Genomic DNA, 13819 nt, shown 5'->3' on the forward strand with positions numbered 1-13819 from the left:
CGCGCGCATGCATACCGCGCACCTGCGCCGCATCGTGCTGCTCGGTGCGGCCTTGCTGGTGCTGGGCGTCGCGCTGCTGCTGTTCGGCCTCGGCATCGGCAGCACCGGCTTCGAGAGCCTGCTGGCCGCGCGGCACGACCCGATCGCGCTGCAGATCGTCTGGGACATCCGCCTGCCGCGCACGCTCGGTGCATGGCTCGCGGGCGCACTGCTCGGGCTCGCGGGCGCGGTGGCGCAGGGGCTGTTCCGCAATCCGCTGGCCGATCCCTATCTGCTCGGCAGCGCCTCGGGCGCGTCGCTGGGCGTGGCGGTGGCGCTGATGCTTTTTGGGGGCTCGGCCGCGAGCACGCAGTGGGTGATGCGCCTCGGGCTCACCGGCGCGGCCTTCATCGGCGCGGTGCTCGCGGTGCTGCTCACGCTGACGCTGGCGCGCGGTGTGCAGCAGACGCTGCGGCTGCTGCTCGCGGGCGTGATCGTCGGCGTGGTGCTCGGCGCCGCGAAAGACCTGATCACCATCGCCTCGGCGGACATCCTCCAGGCCATCCAGGGCTTCATCCTCGGCAGCACCGGCCTGGTCGGCTGGAGCGCCTGTGCAGTGATGGGCGCGGTCTGCGCGGTGTGCCTGCTGGCCGCATGGGCGCTCGCGCCAGTGCTCGATGGATTGGCGCTCGGCGAGGCGACGGCCCGGAGCCTGGGCTTGCCGCTCGGCGCCATGCGCGCGGCGCTGGTCGTGGTGCTCGCGCTGGCCACCGGCGCGGCTGTGGCGCAGACCGGCCTGATCGCCTTCGTCGGCCTGGCCGCGCCGCACCTCGTGCGCTCGGTCGTCAAGACCACGCATGCACGGCTGATCGTGCTCGCGGCGCTGATGGGCGGCCTGCTGCTGATGGCGGCCGACCTGCTGGCGCGCTGGCTCATCGCGCCGCAGGAATTGCCGGTGGGCGTGCTCACCGCGGTGCTCGGCGGCAGCTACCTGCTGTGGCTCATGCATCGTCGCGGTGCGCGCGGAGGTTTGTCGTGAGCGGCACACCAGCCATCGAAGCGCGCAGTGTCAGCGCCACGCTCGGCACGACCGAGGTGCTGCACGGCATCGACCTTGCGCTTTCGTCCGCCCGCTGGACCAGCATCGTCGGCCCGAACGGTGCGGGCAAGTCGACACTGCTGAAAGCGCTTGCGGGCCTTCTCGCGCATCGGGGTGAAGTGCATTTGCTCGGCGAGGCGCAGGGAAAAATCCCGGCCCGCATCCGCGCACAGCGGCTCTCCTGGCTCGGCCAGAGCGGCACGGGCGAGGCGAGTGCAGATGACCTGATGGTCTACGACGTCGCCATGCTCGGCCGCCTGCCGCACCAGCGTTGGCTTGCTGCCCCGAGCGCGGCCGACCGCGAGGCCGTGGAGCGTGCCCTTCGCAGCACCCAGGCCTGGGACTGGCGCGACCGCCCGCTCGGCCAGCTCTCGGGCGGCGAGCGCCAGCGCGTGCTGCTCGCCCGCGCGCTCGCGGTCGAGGCCCAGGTGCTGCTGATGGACGAGCCGCTTGCCAACCTCGACCCGCCGCACCAGGCCGACTGGATGCAGACCGCCCGCGCCCTCGTGGCCGGGGGCCGCACCGTGGTCAGCGTGCTGCACGAATTACCGATGGCGCTGGCGGCCGATGAAATGGTCGTGATGGACAAGGGCCGCGTGGTGCACCACGGCGGCTGCGACGACCCGGCCACCCACACCGCGCTCGAACAGGTGTTCGACCACCGCATCCGCGTGCACCGCGTGGCAGACCAGTGGATCGCACTGCCGAAATAAGGAACACACACATGCAGATCGAAACTCCCCCCAGCGAAAAGCCCTACGAGAAGCCCGAGGGCGAACGCCGCGGCATCGTCATCGTCAACACCGGCGATGGCAAGGGCAAGAGCACGGCCGCCTTCGGCCTCGCGCTGCGCGCCCATGGCCGCGGCAAGGCCGTGAAGATCTACCAGTTCATGAAGGTGCCGTCGGCGCGCTTCGGCGAACACCGCATGTTCGAGCAGATCGGCATTCCGATCGAAGGGCTCGGCGACGGCTTCAGCTGGAAGAGCCAGGACCTTGAACGCTCGGGGCAGCTTGCGCGCGACGGGTGGGAGAAGGCGAAGGCGGCGATCCTGTCGGGCGAGTTCTTCCTGGTGGTGCTCGACGAGATCACCTATCCGCTGATCTACGGCTGGCTGCCGCTCGAAGGCGTGCTCGAAACGCTGCGCGCGCGGCCCAAGCACGTGCACGTGGCGCTCACGGGCCGCCGCTGTCCGCCCGAAATCATCGAGTTGGCCGATACCGTGACGGAGATGACGATGGTCAAGCACGCGTTCAAGGCCGGCATCCCGGCCCAGCGCGGCATCGAGGATTGAGCGCGATGGCGCAGCAGCACGCATTCGCGGCCGATGAGGCGAAGGCGGTGTACCGCGCCATCCGCGAGCGGCGCGACATGCGGCACTTCGCGGGTGGCGAGGTCGCGCCCGAGGTGTTGTGCCGGCTGCTCGAAGCGGCGCACCAGGCGCCCAGCGTCGGTTTCATGCAGCCGTGGCGCTTCATCCGCATCCGCGACACCGCATTGCGCCGGCGCCTGCACGACGCGGTCGAGCGCGAACGTGTGCTCACGGCGCGTGCCCTCGGCGAGCGCGAAGACGAGTTCATGCGCCTGAAGGTACAGGGCCTGCTCGATGCGGCCGAGCTGCTGGCCGTGTCGCTCGCCGACGATCGCGACAAGCATGTGTTCGGCCGCCGCACCCTGCCGCAGATGGACTTGGCCTCGGCCTCCTGCGCGATCCAGAACCTCTGGCTCGCGGCGCGCGCCGAAGGGCTGGGCATGGGCTGGGTGTCGCTGTTCGATCCGGTCGAGTTGAGCGCCTTGCTCGGCCTGCCCGAAGGCGCCGAGCCCATCGCCTTGCTGTGTCTCGGCCCGGTGCACGATTTCTACGAAGAGCCGATGCTGCAGCGGGAACGCTGGGCGAAGCGCGAGCCGCTCTCGGCGCTGGTGTTCGATGAATGCTGGGGCCGGCCGTCGGACCTGTTTTCTCTCACCCCATCCGCCGTGGAACCCGCCTGATGCCGGCCTTCGATACCGTTCTCTTCGAACTCGCGCGCCTGTTCCTCTGGCCGGTGACGCTCGGCGTGCTGCTGTCTTTTGTCTATGCGGTGTATTGCCTCGGCGCCTTCGGCATCGAGTACCTGCAGCGCCGCCGCGATCCGTCGCGGGTGCTCGCGTTGCAGCGCCACGCCGATGCGAGTCAGGAGCAGATGGAGCTGGTGGTGCTCAAGCAACTCGAAGGCGTGCGCCTGTGCAGCCGCGTGGCGCCGATGCTCGGGCTGATCGCCACGATGATCCCGATGGGGCCGGCGCTGGTGGCCGTTGCGTCGGGCGAATCGCAAGGCGTGGCGCAGAGCCTTGCGCCGGCGTTCGCCGCGGTGATCGTGGCGCTGGCTTCGGCCTCGATCACCTTCGTGGTCTACACGGTGCGCCGGCGCTGGCTGATGCGTGAGCTGGTGACGGTGCTCGATGCGCGGGATCGCTTGTCATGACCCGAAGGCAGTTCTCGATCCTGAGCAGCCTGGACGCCGATGACGACGACCCGGTGCTCTCGACCATCAACCTCATCGACGTGTTCATGGTGGTGATCGGCATGCTGATGATCGCGGTCATCAACAACCCGATGAACCCGTTCGCGCAGGACAAGGTCACGATCATCCGCAACGAGGGCAAGCCGGACATGGAGATCATCACGCGCGAGGGGCAGAAGGTCACGCGCTTCAAGGCCAGCGGTGCGACGGGGCAGGGCGACGGCGAGAAGGCCGGCACGGCCTGGCGGCTGAAGGACGGAACGATGGTTTATGTGCCGGCCGATGCGGTTCCGGCTGCCCAGGGCGGGAAGTGACACGGTTCTTCGCTTGGATTTTGCTGATGGCGTTGGCGGTCTGTGCGCACGCCGAGCCGGACGAGCCTTCGCGCATTGTGGTGCTGAGCACATCGCTGGTGTCCCCGGCGCGCGTGGTGCGGCTGCAGGAGGCGGCGCACGAGGTGGGCTTGCCGCTGCAGGTGGTGTCGGCCGCGAAGGATTCGCCTGAGGCGCTGGCTTCGGCACTCAGTGGTGCGCGGCTGCTGGTGATCGACGCGCCGCACATCAGCGTGGCGCAGGCCGCGGCGGCGCGGTTCGGCGATGTGATTTCTCGCAGTGCCGCGCCGTATGTGCTGATCGGCGAGTTCGCGCTTGTCGCCAAGGGGCAAAGCGCCAGCGCGGCGCCGCTCGCCGCCGAGCGCGGCGTCGATGCGGTCTGGGCACAGCGATTGCGGGAGTACTGGCGGTTCGCGGGCACGGCCAACTTGAAGTCGGCGATGAAGGCGCTGGCGCAGATCGACGACGTGAACGGCCTGCCACCGCCCGTGCCGACGCCGCTGTCGGGCTTCTATCACCCGCGTTGGCCTCGCATCGAAACGGACATCGCGGCGGTGGACAAGCTGCCCGGCACCGCAGGAACCGTCGCCATCGCCGTCAACAGCGCCACCGTGACGGGCGACGACACCGGCTGGCTCGACACGCTGATCGGCGCGCTCGAACAGCGCGGCCTGCGTGCCTATGCCTTCTATGGCCCGCGCCAGCAGAAGGACCTGTTCTTTCGCATGACGCATGCGGCCGGTGAAGAAGGGCGCCGCGTGGCCGACCTGATCGTCAACGCCTCGCTGGTCTTCACGCCGAACGAGCGCAAGGCCGATCTCGAACGCATCGGCGTGCCGGTGCTGCAGACGCTGCCGTCGCTTGCCATGGATGCCACGCAGTGGGCCGGGAGCAAGGACGGCCTCGCGCAGACCGACATCGCCGCCTACTACAGCCCCAGCGAGTTGGCCGGCATGACCGACCCGATGCTCGTGAGCGCGCGCGACGCCGCCATCGGCACGCTGCAGCCGCTGCCCGCGCAGATCGACGCCGTGGCTGGCAAGGCGGCTGCGCTGCTGCGGCTGCAACGCACGCCGGCCGCGGACCGGCGCGTCGCGATGCTGGTCTACAACTATCCGCCGGGCGAGACGAACTTCGGCGCTTCGTTTCTCAACGTGCCGCGCAGCGTGAACAACATGCTGGCGGCGATGCAGTCGGCCGGCTACCGCACCGAGATACCCGGTGCGGACGCGCTCATCGCGCAGGTGCAGGCGACGATGAAGGCGTACTACCCGGTCGATGGCGGCGATGTGTTGCAGCCGCTGCTCGACAAGGGGTTGGCTGATTCGCTGCCGCTGTCGCGCTATGTCGCGTGGTTTCGTGCACTGCCCGCGGAGACGCAGCGCCGCATCGAGACCTACTGGGGGCCGCCCGAAAAGTCGACCATGCTGCGGCCCGTCGCAGGCGAGCCGGCCTTCGTCATCCCGCGCGTGCAGTTCGGCAATGTCGTCGTGCTGCGCCAGCCGCCGCGCTTCGAGCCCGGCACGCAGGTGGCGGGCAAGGCCGAGCAGGTCTTTCACCGCTCGGCGATTCCGCTGAGCCACAGCTATCTCGCGACCTACTTCTGGCTTCGCACGCAGTTCGGTGCGAATGCGGTCGTGCATGTGGGCACGCACGGCACGGTCGAATGGTCGGCGGGCAAGGAGCGCGGGCTCTCGGTGCAGGACGATCCGCTGCTCGCGCTCGGCGACCTGCCGAATGTCTACCCGTACATCATGGACAACCTCGGCGAAGCCACCACCGCCAAGCGCCGCGGCCGCGCGACGATGGTGAGCCATTCGACGCCGATGTTCGCGCCCGCGGGCTTTCGCCCCGGCGTGCAGGCGATGCACGAGCGCATGCACGACTGGGAGACGCTGTCGCTCGGGCCGGTGAAGGCCGCGATGGAAAGGCAGCTCACCGCGGAGTTCGTAGAGCAGCACTACGACCGCGACCTCAAATGGACGCCCGCGCGCATTCGCGCCGACTTCACGGGCTTCATCGCGGTGCTGCATCCGTACCTGGACGAACTGACGCAGACCGCGCAGCCGCTGGGCCTTGCCACTTTCGGGCAGGCACCTGACGCGGAGCGGCGCCGCATGACGATCCTGCCGATCCTCGGCAAGCCCTTGGCCGAGGCGTTGGGCGAAGACGTCCATGAGGCCTTCCTGATCGACGCGAAGAACATCGCGGCGTCGCGCCCGGCGCGATGGATCGAAGTGGCGCTTAAGGATGCCGATGCCGCGAGCACGATGGGCGCGGATGCCGCGAAAGCTGAAGCACTGCGAACCATGGCAGAGCGCGCCCGGAAGATCGACGCCGCGCTCGCGCACAACGAGGAAATCGAAGGCCTGCTCACCGCTCTCGATGGCCGCTACCTCAAGGCCAGCTACGGCGGCGACCCGGTGCGCAACCCCGACAGCCTGCCGACCGGCCGCAACCTCTACGGCTTCGACCCGAGCCGCGTGCCGACGCGCGCCGCCTGGGACGTCGGCGTCGCCGCGATGGACGCATGGATCGCCGAGCACGCCAAGACCCATGCCGGCAGGCCGCCCGAGAAGATCGCTTTCACCCTCTGGGCCGGCGAAGCCTCGCGCCACCAGGGTGTGCTGGAGAGCCAGGCCTTCTACGCGATGGGCGTGAAGCCGCGCTGGGACGAGGCAGGGCGCATCGCGGGCATCGAAATACTGCCCGCGTCGACGTTGAAACGGCCGCGCATGGACGTGCTGGTCAGCGTCACCGGTTCGTACCGCGACCAGTTCCCGAACGTGATGCGCTGGCTTGACGAAGCGGTGCAGCAGGTGGCGGCCCTGAATGAACCCGGCAACGCCGTCGCGCAACACAGCGAGACACTGGCCCGCAAACTCCGCGCGGAAGGTGCCACGCCGGCCGAGGCGAAACGCTGGTCGACCGCGCGCGTGTTCTCGAACGAGCAGGGCAGCTACGGCGCCGGGCTTGAGGAGGCTGCGCTCGCAAGCGATGTGTGGACTTCGCAGCGGCGCGGCGGCGGCGATGCGCAGATGGCGCAGCTCTACATGGACCGCATGGGATACGCCTACGGCCAAGGGCTCGATGGTGCCCGGCGCACCGGCGCCTACGCGGGCAATCTCGCGCAGGTCGATGCGGCGCTGATGGCGCGCACCTCCAACCTCTACGGCGTGCTCACCAACGACGATCCGTTCCAGTACCTGGGCGGCATCGCGCAGGCCGTGCGGCAACTCACCGGCAAGGACCCGGCGCTTTACGTGCAGAACCTGCGCGACGCTGGCGCGGTGCGCACCGACACCGCCGCCGGCGCCATCGCCCGCGAAATGCAGACGCGCTACCTGCACCCGCAGTGGATCGCCGCGCAGAGGGCTGAGGGCTACAGCGGCACGCTGCAGGTGCTCAAGACCGCGCAGTTCCTCTGGGGCTGGCAGGTCACCGCGCCTGGCACCGTGCGGCAGGACCAGTGGCAGTCGCTGCACGACGTGTATGTGCGCGACCGATACAAGCTGGGCACGCGCGAATGGCTGGAAGGCGACAACCGAGCCGCCTTCGCGCAGACGCTGGAGCGCATGCTCGATGCGGTGCGGTTGGACTATTGGAAGCCCGATGCTGCGACGCGGCGCGAACTGGCAACGGCCTATGCCGAGGCCGTGCGCGCTACGGGCCTTCGCGAGCGCAATGCGGCGGTGCAGCGCTTCGTGCAGGTGGAACTGGCGCAGCGGGTTGCTGTGCCGGTTGAAGCGCAGAAGGCGACTGCGGCAGCGCCGGCGGCCGTGCCTTCGCCTGCACCGTCGCCCGACAAGGCCGCACCCGCGCATGACGACGGTGCCCAGCCCGTGACCGGCCTCAAGCTCGACCCCTCGCCCGATGAGGCGCCGTCCCCGAAGGCCGAGGGCGTGGTGCTCCGCCTCTGGGTCGCCTTCGGCGCGGCCCTGCTCATCGCGCTCGGCGCCTTCGCGCAGTGGCGGCGCGGCCGGGCACGACATCCGGCTGCCACCACTGCCTGATTCGCGAGAATGACGGCCCCCATGCCCGCTCTCTCTTTCGCCCATGCCCTCATCGCCGTCGCGGCGCTATGGCTCGCGCTGGCCATCGACCGCTGGCTGGGCGAGCCGCCGGCGCGCTTGCATCCGGTGGTGTGGATGGGGCAGTACCTCGGCTGGATCGGCTCGCGCATCGCGCCGGAGCCCCACCGGGCGAAGCGCGTGGACTTGCCAGTCTTCTTCATCGGCGCGCTGACGTGGTGCCTCGGCGGCATGGCGGCCTGGTGCGTGGCGCAGCTGCTGCAATCGCTCGTCACGCTGCACCTCCCCGCATGGGCCGCGGCCGTGTTGCTGGGGCTGTTGTTGAAGCCGCTCTTCGCATGGCGGATGCTGCGCGACGAAGTGCTCGCGGTCGAGGCGGCGCTGGCCGTGTCGCTCGACGCGGGCCGGGCGCAACTGGCCCGGCTGGTGAGCCGCGATGTGTCCGCGCTCAGCGAGCGCGAGGTGCGCGAGAGCGCCATCGAATCGCTGGCCGAGAACCTCAACGACTCGCTGGTGGCGCCGCTGTTCTGGTTCGTGCTGCTCGGCCTGCCGGGCGCGGCGCTCTACCGCTTCGCCAACACGGCCGATGCGATGTGGGGCTACCGGGGTCTGCGCAACGGCCGCGACTGGACCTGGCTGGGCAAATGGGCCGCGCGCGCCGACGATGTGCTCTCGTGGCTTCCGGCGCGCATCACCGTGCTGCTGCTGGCCCTGGCAGCATGGCGATGGCCGAGGGACCTGGGCCGCGAGGCGCGCCGCACGCCGTCGCCCAACAGCGGCTGGCCGATGGCGGCGATGGCGCTGTTGGTCGGCGTGCGGCTTGCGAAACCCGGCGTCTACACCTTGAATGGCGAAGGGCGGAAAGCCGCGGCAGAGGACACGCGACGTACCGCGGTGCTCGGTGGCAGGGCGGTGCTGGCGGCGGCCGTGTTCGCATCGGCGGCCATCGTTGCGATGGCGGGGTGGCCATGACATTGACCCATGGCCTGCACGGCGGCCCCGACGAGACCGGCGCGGCGCTGCATGACTTCTCGACCAATGGCAACGCGGTCGGTGCGTGCCCGGCGGCGGTGGCTGCATTGCACGCGGTCGATGCCGCGCACTATCCCGATCCGCGCTACACGTCGTTGAGGGAAAGGCTCGCTGCATTTCATGGTGTCGCGGGCGAGCGCATCGTGATCGCTGCGAGCGCGAGCGAGTTCATCCATCGCATCAGTGCGGCCGTCGCGCAAAGCGGTGGCCGGCAGGTCTGGCTACCAGCGCACAGCTACGGCGACTATGAGCGTGCAGCACTGGCATGGGGACTGCAGGTGCATCGAGCGCCCGAGCCGCACGATGGCGCGGCGCTGCACTGGCGCTGCGAGCCGTCGAGCCCGCTAGGGCAGGCGCAGGCCGATCTCGCGCTGCATGCGCAATCCAGTGGCACCTGCGTGCTTGACATGGCCTACGAACCGCTGCGCCTCGAAGGCCGGGCTTCGCTCGATGCCGCGCAGCGCAACCGCGTCTGGCAACTCTGGACACCGAACAAGGCCATGGGCCTCACCGGCATCCGCGCTGCCTATGCAATCGCACCCGACGACGCAGCGCCCCTGATGCAGCGGCTCGAACGACTCGCACCGTCATGGCCAATCGGCACCCACGGCGTGGCGCTGCTCGAAACCTGGACCGGCGACGAAGCACAAGCCTGGCTTGCTCAAAGCCTGCACACCCTGCGCACCTGGAAAGCACAACAACGCGCCCTCTGCGAATCGCTGAACTGGCAGTGCCTGCCCAGCGACACCAATTTCTTCTGCGCCCGCACCGACACCCCATACCCCCGGCTCGCAGCCGCATTGCGCGCCGACGGCATCAAGCTGCGCGACTGCGCCTCCTTCGGCCTGCCGGGCCACGTAAGACTGGGCGTGCTGCCGCCGCAGAGCCAGCAGGCGCTGAAGCAGGCCTGGACACGCGCAGCCGCTTGCGCTGAAGATTGAAGACATGCTCTACGCCATCACCTCGCTCTTCCTTTGCCAGCTGGCCGGCGAACTGCTCGTGCAGTGGCTGGGCCTGCCGATTCCGGGGCCGCTGATCGGCATGGTGCTGCTCTTCATCGCGCTGCTCGTGCGCGGCGGCGTACCGCAGGCGCTGACCGACACCTCGGGCCATCTGCTGCGCAACCTGATGCTGCTGTTCATTCCCGCCGTGACCGGCGTCATGCTGCATTTCGAGCGGGTGGGGCGCGAGTGGCTGCCGTTCCTCGCGGCCGGCATCGTCGGCGCGGCCTTCACCATGACGGTCACCGCGCTCACCTTCCGCTGGATGATCCGCATCACCGGGAAGAACGCGGAATGACCGCGCCTGCGAAGCTCTCCGAGATCTGGGTTTTTCTTGCGCAGTCGCCGCTGCTGTGGCTGTCGCTCACGCTGCTCGCGTACCTGGGCGCGCTGTGGCTGCACCGGCGCAGTGGTGCGAACCCGGTGGTCAATCCGGTGCTGATCTCAGTGGTCGTCATCGTCACCGTGCTGCTCGTCACGCGCACGCCCTATGACACGTATTTCGAAGGCGCGAAGTTCGTGCACTTCCTGATCGGACCGGCCACCGTGGCGCTGGCCGTGCCGCTCTACGGACAGATCGCGCGGCTGCGGCGGCTGTGGCTGCCGATCGGTGTGGCGCTGCTGGTGGGATCGGTGGCCGCCATCGTCTCGGCCATCGGCATCGCGTGGGCGCTGGGGGGCTCGCACGAACTGATCATGTCACTCGCATCGAAGTCGGCCACCATGCCCATCGCGATGGGCGTGGCCGAGAAGATCGGCGGCCTGCCGTCGCTGGCCGCGGTGGCGGCTGCGGTGGCCGGCATCTCGGGCGCGATCATGGCGACCGGCCTGTTGAACCTGCTGCGCATCAAGGAGCCCGCGGTGCGCGGCTTTGCGGTCGGCATGGCGGCGCATGGCATCGGCACGGCGCGCGCGATTCAGGTCAATGAAACGGCCGGCGCGTTCTCGGCACTCGCGATGGGGCTGAACGGGATCGCGACGGCACTGCTGGTGCCTCTGTTGGTCAAGCTGCTCGGCGCCTGACGCTGTTCACATGGCTCGCGCTTCGCCGCGCAGCCAGCAGCCTTGCGCTTCATCACCACGCGCGGGCAGCCGCACGCCGATCATCGAAGGCGAGCCCATCGCTTCGCCTTGCCTGACCGTCATGAGCGTGGCCGCGTCGCCCGCGAGTGATTGTTCGCGCAGGCCCCAAGCGAGCGCGGCCGCTGCGATGCCGGTGGCGGCATCTTCCGGGTAGCCGGACGAGCGCGGAAACTGCCGCGCGCTGACGACCGGGCCAGCGCTGTCGGCGAGTGCAAAGGGGTAGAGGCCGGTCGAGCCGAGCCGGTCGCACAGCGCCTCGACGCTGCCCAGGTCCACGCGCAGCGTGTGCAGCACCTCGAGACTTTCGAGGTGGACCAGCGTCTTGACCCGGCTCGTCGCCGAATTGAGCACCGGGCCGACGATCTGCCGCATCTCCACGCCGAGGCAGCGCGCAATCTCCTGCACCAGCGCATCGCCCACGACCTGCACCTGGGCGCGCGGCTGGCTGATCTCGACCGTGCCCTGCACATACCGGCCCTCGACCGTTCCGCTCAAGGTCTCGACGGCCACCGGCTCGCCATTCCAGAGGCCGCGCGCGTGCAGCAGCCACAGTGCGCCGATGGTCGCGTGGCCGCACATCTCCATTTCGTGGCGCGGCACGAAGTAGCGCATGCGGAACTGGTGATCGGCGCTCGACGGCTTCAGCACGAACACCGATTCGTGACCGCTCAGGCGCGTGTGCTCCTGCATCTGCGCGGTGGTCATGTCGTCGGCACCGAGCCAGACGGGGGCCGGGTTGCCGCCGGTGTCGGCGCCGGGCAGGGCGAATACGCGAACGAGCTGCATGGTCATCTTTCTTTCCTTCCTTCCCTCAGTCGGCCTTGGCGTTGACGGCGCGGGCAATGCCGCCCCAGAGCGTGATGTCGGCCCGGATCTTTTGCGCGAACGCTTCAGGGCTCAGGCTTTCCGGGGCGACGCCCTTGCTCATCATGTCGGCGCGCAGGTTGCGGTCTTGCAGCACCTTGTCCAGGGCAGTGCGCAGGCGCTGGAGCACGTCCTTGGGCGTGGCGGCGGGCGCCATGAGGCCATACCAGAGCTCGGGCTTGAAGTCCTTGATGCCCGAGGCCTCGAAGGTCGGCAGCTCGGGGAACACCGCCGAGGGCTGGCTGATTGCCAGCGCGCGCATGCGCGAAGCGCGAACCTGCGGCGCGAGCGCGACGGGGTTGTCGAACAGCGCCTGGATCTGGCCCGCCATCAGGTCGGTCTGCGCGGGCGCCGCGCCGCGGTAGGGAATGTGCGTCATGTCGACGCCGGTGCGCTGCTTGAAGAGCTCCGCCGCCAGGTGGCTCGCGGTGCCGTTGCCGATGCTGCCGTAGTTGAGCGCACCGGGCTTGGACTTGGCGTAGCGGATGAACTCGGCCAGGTTCTTCACCGGCAGTTCGGGCGACACGACCAGCACGAAGGGCGTGGTGCCGAGCGTGCCGACCGGCGTCAGGTCGGCCAGCGGGTCGTAGGGCAGCTTGGGGTACACGGCCTGCGCCGAGGCGATGGTGGTGGTCGTCGCTGCCACCAGCGTGTAGCCATCGGGCGCGGCCTTGGCCGCATAGCCCGTGCCGACGGTGCCGCCCGCGCCGGCGCGGTTGTCGATGATCACCGGCACGCCCAGTTCAGCCTGCAGCTTCACCTGCACCGCGCGGAAGATCACGTCGGTCCCGCCGCCCGCGGGGAAGGGCACGACGATGGTCACCGGCTTGGCCGGGTAGGCGGCGTGCGCGGCCGCTGCGGCTGCGAGCACACCGGCTGCAGCCAGGCGGAGGCCGGTGCGCGCGAGGGACGAGGGGGTCATGAGGGTTCCTTGCAGGATCGACAGTGGGATGCGGGCTAGTCTTGTCGAAGGCTGCAACCGAGGTGCGCCGGATCGCGACACCCGCGCGCACGAAAGCGACATTGGCGACAATCCCCCATGCCCACGAAAGACGCCCAGCCCGGCCTGCGGATTTCGCCGTTCATCGACCGGCTCGCCCACAAGGCGACGATGGTGGCGAATGCGCGCGAGGGCTACGCAACGAGCACGCATGCGCACGATTGCGACATGCTCTTCGTGCCGCTCGCGGGCCGCTTCGACATCGTCGATGCGCAGGGCGATCCGCTGCAGTCTTCGCCCGGCCACTTCCTCTGGTTCGCGGCCGGCGCGGCCCACGCGACGAGCGCGCAGACATTGCGCCAGACGCATGTCGCGGTGTACGTCGATTCCGAATTCTGGGAGACGGCGTTGCGTGCCCAGGGCGTGCATCGACCACTGCAAGGCATGCGCGCGGGCAGCGCTGCGCTCACCGCGCTGTCGCAGCAGATGCTGTCGCTGGCGCAGGCGGGCGAGACCGAGGAAGGCCTGGTCGCCCATTGCGGTGCGCTCGTCATGGAAGCCGCGCGGCTCACGGCCCATCCCCTCGTGCAGCCGAATGATCGCGGTGCGCCCGCGCAGGTGCTCGCCGCGCTGCTGGCCGACGACATCGAGGCGGACCTCGCGCGTCCGCTGGCGCTCGATGCGTTCGCCGAACGGCACCGGCTCTCGCGGCGGCAGGTCGAGCGGATCTTCAAGACCGCCTTCGAGGTGTCGCCGCTCGAATTCCAGCAGCGCAAGCGCCTGGAGCGCGCGCGCTACCTGCTCGAGACCACCGACGACTCGGTGCTCTCGGTCGCGCAGCAGGTGGGGTGGGAGTCGGGCTCTTATCTCTCGCGCATGCTCGGCAAGGCCTGGGCCGTGACGGCCGCGCAGATCCGCGCTTCGGCGCCGCCGCGCCACTGAATCAACGAACAA

14 protein-coding genes are annotated in these 13819 nt (G+C 69.4%); 12 read left to right on the plus strand and 2 right to left on the minus strand.

All coding sequences use genetic code 11. The annotated features are described in order from the left end of the window. Positions 1 to 7: 7 nt before the first annotated feature. From NU688_RS05590 to NU688_RS05640, 11 genes are read left to right on the plus strand one after another with little or no spacing between them, the layout of a single operon-like run. The gene (locus NU688_RS05590; RefSeq protein ID WP_257859529.1) at positions 8 to 1018 is read left to right on the plus strand and encodes an iron ABC transporter permease; all 1011 of its coding nucleotides are present in this window, start codon (positions 8 to 10) and stop codon (positions 1016 to 1018) included. Then, the gene (locus NU688_RS05595) at positions 1015 to 1791 is read left to right on the plus strand and encodes an ABC transporter ATP-binding protein (RefSeq protein WP_257859530.1); all 777 of its coding nucleotides are present in this window, start codon (positions 1015 to 1017) and stop codon (positions 1789 to 1791) included. The genes NU688_RS05590 and NU688_RS05595 overlap by 4 nt, the downstream gene beginning before the upstream one ends. An 11-nt stretch (positions 1792 to 1802) precedes the next feature. Beyond that, positions 1803 to 2372, plus strand: coding sequence for a cob(I)yrinic acid a,c-diamide adenosyltransferase (gene cobO, locus NU688_RS05600; protein ID WP_013541785.1), 570 nt, complete (start codon positions 1803 to 1805; stop codon positions 2370 to 2372). A gap of 5 nt (positions 2373 to 2377) precedes the next feature. Next, the gene (bluB, locus tag NU688_RS05605; protein ID WP_257859532.1) at positions 2378 to 3070 is read left to right on the plus strand and encodes a 5,6-dimethylbenzimidazole synthase; all 693 of its coding nucleotides are present in this window, start codon (positions 2378 to 2380) and stop codon (positions 3068 to 3070) included. After that, entirely contained in the window at positions 3070 to 3543 is a 474-nt protein-coding gene (locus NU688_RS05610; RefSeq protein WP_257859533.1) for a MotA/TolQ/ExbB proton channel family protein, read from the plus strand. Before bluB ends, NU688_RS05610 begins: the two co-directional genes overlap by 1 nt. Beyond that, on the plus strand, positions 3540 to 3896 hold the full coding sequence (locus NU688_RS05615) for a DUF2149 domain-containing protein (protein WP_257859534.1): 357 nt from the start codon (positions 3540 to 3542) through the stop codon (positions 3894 to 3896). The genes NU688_RS05610 and NU688_RS05615 overlap by 4 nt, the downstream gene beginning before the upstream one ends. Beyond that, complete coding sequence (cobN, locus tag NU688_RS05620) at positions 3893 to 7927, plus strand: cobaltochelatase subunit CobN (RefSeq protein ID WP_257859535.1); 4035 nt, start codon at positions 3893 to 3895, stop codon at positions 7925 to 7927. Before NU688_RS05615 ends, cobN begins: the two co-directional genes overlap by 4 nt. A 21-nt stretch (positions 7928 to 7948) precedes the next feature. Further along, positions 7949 to 8917, plus strand: coding sequence for an adenosylcobinamide-phosphate synthase CbiB (cbiB, locus tag NU688_RS05625; RefSeq protein WP_257859536.1), 969 nt, complete (start codon positions 7949 to 7951; stop codon positions 8915 to 8917). Next, positions 8914 to 9918 carry an aminotransferase class I/II-fold pyridoxal phosphate-dependent enzyme gene (locus NU688_RS05630; protein WP_257859539.1) on the plus strand — a complete coding sequence of 335 codons (1005 nt, stop codon included), beginning with the start codon at positions 8914 to 8916 and terminating at the stop codon, positions 9916 to 9918. The genes cbiB and NU688_RS05630 overlap by 4 nt, the downstream gene beginning before the upstream one ends. Before the next feature lie 4 nt (positions 9919 to 9922). Next, positions 9923 to 10276: a CidA/LrgA family protein gene (locus tag NU688_RS05635; RefSeq protein WP_093433160.1), complete on the plus strand. Its 354-nt coding sequence runs from the start codon at positions 9923 to 9925 to the stop codon at positions 10274 to 10276. Beyond that, positions 10273 to 11001: an LrgB family protein gene (locus NU688_RS05640; RefSeq protein ID WP_257859540.1), complete on the plus strand. Its 729-nt coding sequence runs from the start codon at positions 10273 to 10275 to the stop codon at positions 10999 to 11001. The genes NU688_RS05635 and NU688_RS05640 overlap by 4 nt, the downstream gene beginning before the upstream one ends. A gap of 6 nt (positions 11002 to 11007) precedes the next feature. Here the strand turns inward: NU688_RS05640 and NU688_RS05645 are convergent, their stop codons facing one another. Next, positions 11008 to 11853, minus strand: coding sequence for a PhzF family phenazine biosynthesis protein (locus NU688_RS05645; RefSeq protein ID WP_257859541.1), 846 nt, complete (start codon positions 11851 to 11853; stop codon positions 11008 to 11010). A gap of 19 nt (positions 11854 to 11872) precedes the next feature. After that, on the minus strand, positions 11873 to 12847 hold the full coding sequence (locus tag NU688_RS05650; RefSeq protein ID WP_257859542.1) for a tripartite tricarboxylate transporter substrate binding protein: 975 nt from the start codon (positions 12845 to 12847) through the stop codon (positions 11873 to 11875). A 117-nt stretch (positions 12848 to 12964) separates the two neighbouring features. Here NU688_RS05650 and NU688_RS05655 point away from each other — a divergent pair, with 117 nt between their 5' ends. Beyond that, positions 12965 to 13807 carry a helix-turn-helix domain-containing protein gene (locus NU688_RS05655; protein ID WP_257859543.1) on the plus strand — a complete coding sequence of 281 codons (843 nt, stop codon included), beginning with the start codon at positions 12965 to 12967 and terminating at the stop codon, positions 13805 to 13807. Positions 13808 to 13819: the final 12 nt, after the last annotated feature.

The sequence above is a fragment of the Variovorax sp. ZS18.2.2 genome (assembly GCF_024701975.1).
Classification (GTDB): Bacteria; Pseudomonadota; Gammaproteobacteria; order Burkholderiales; family Burkholderiaceae_C; genus Variovorax.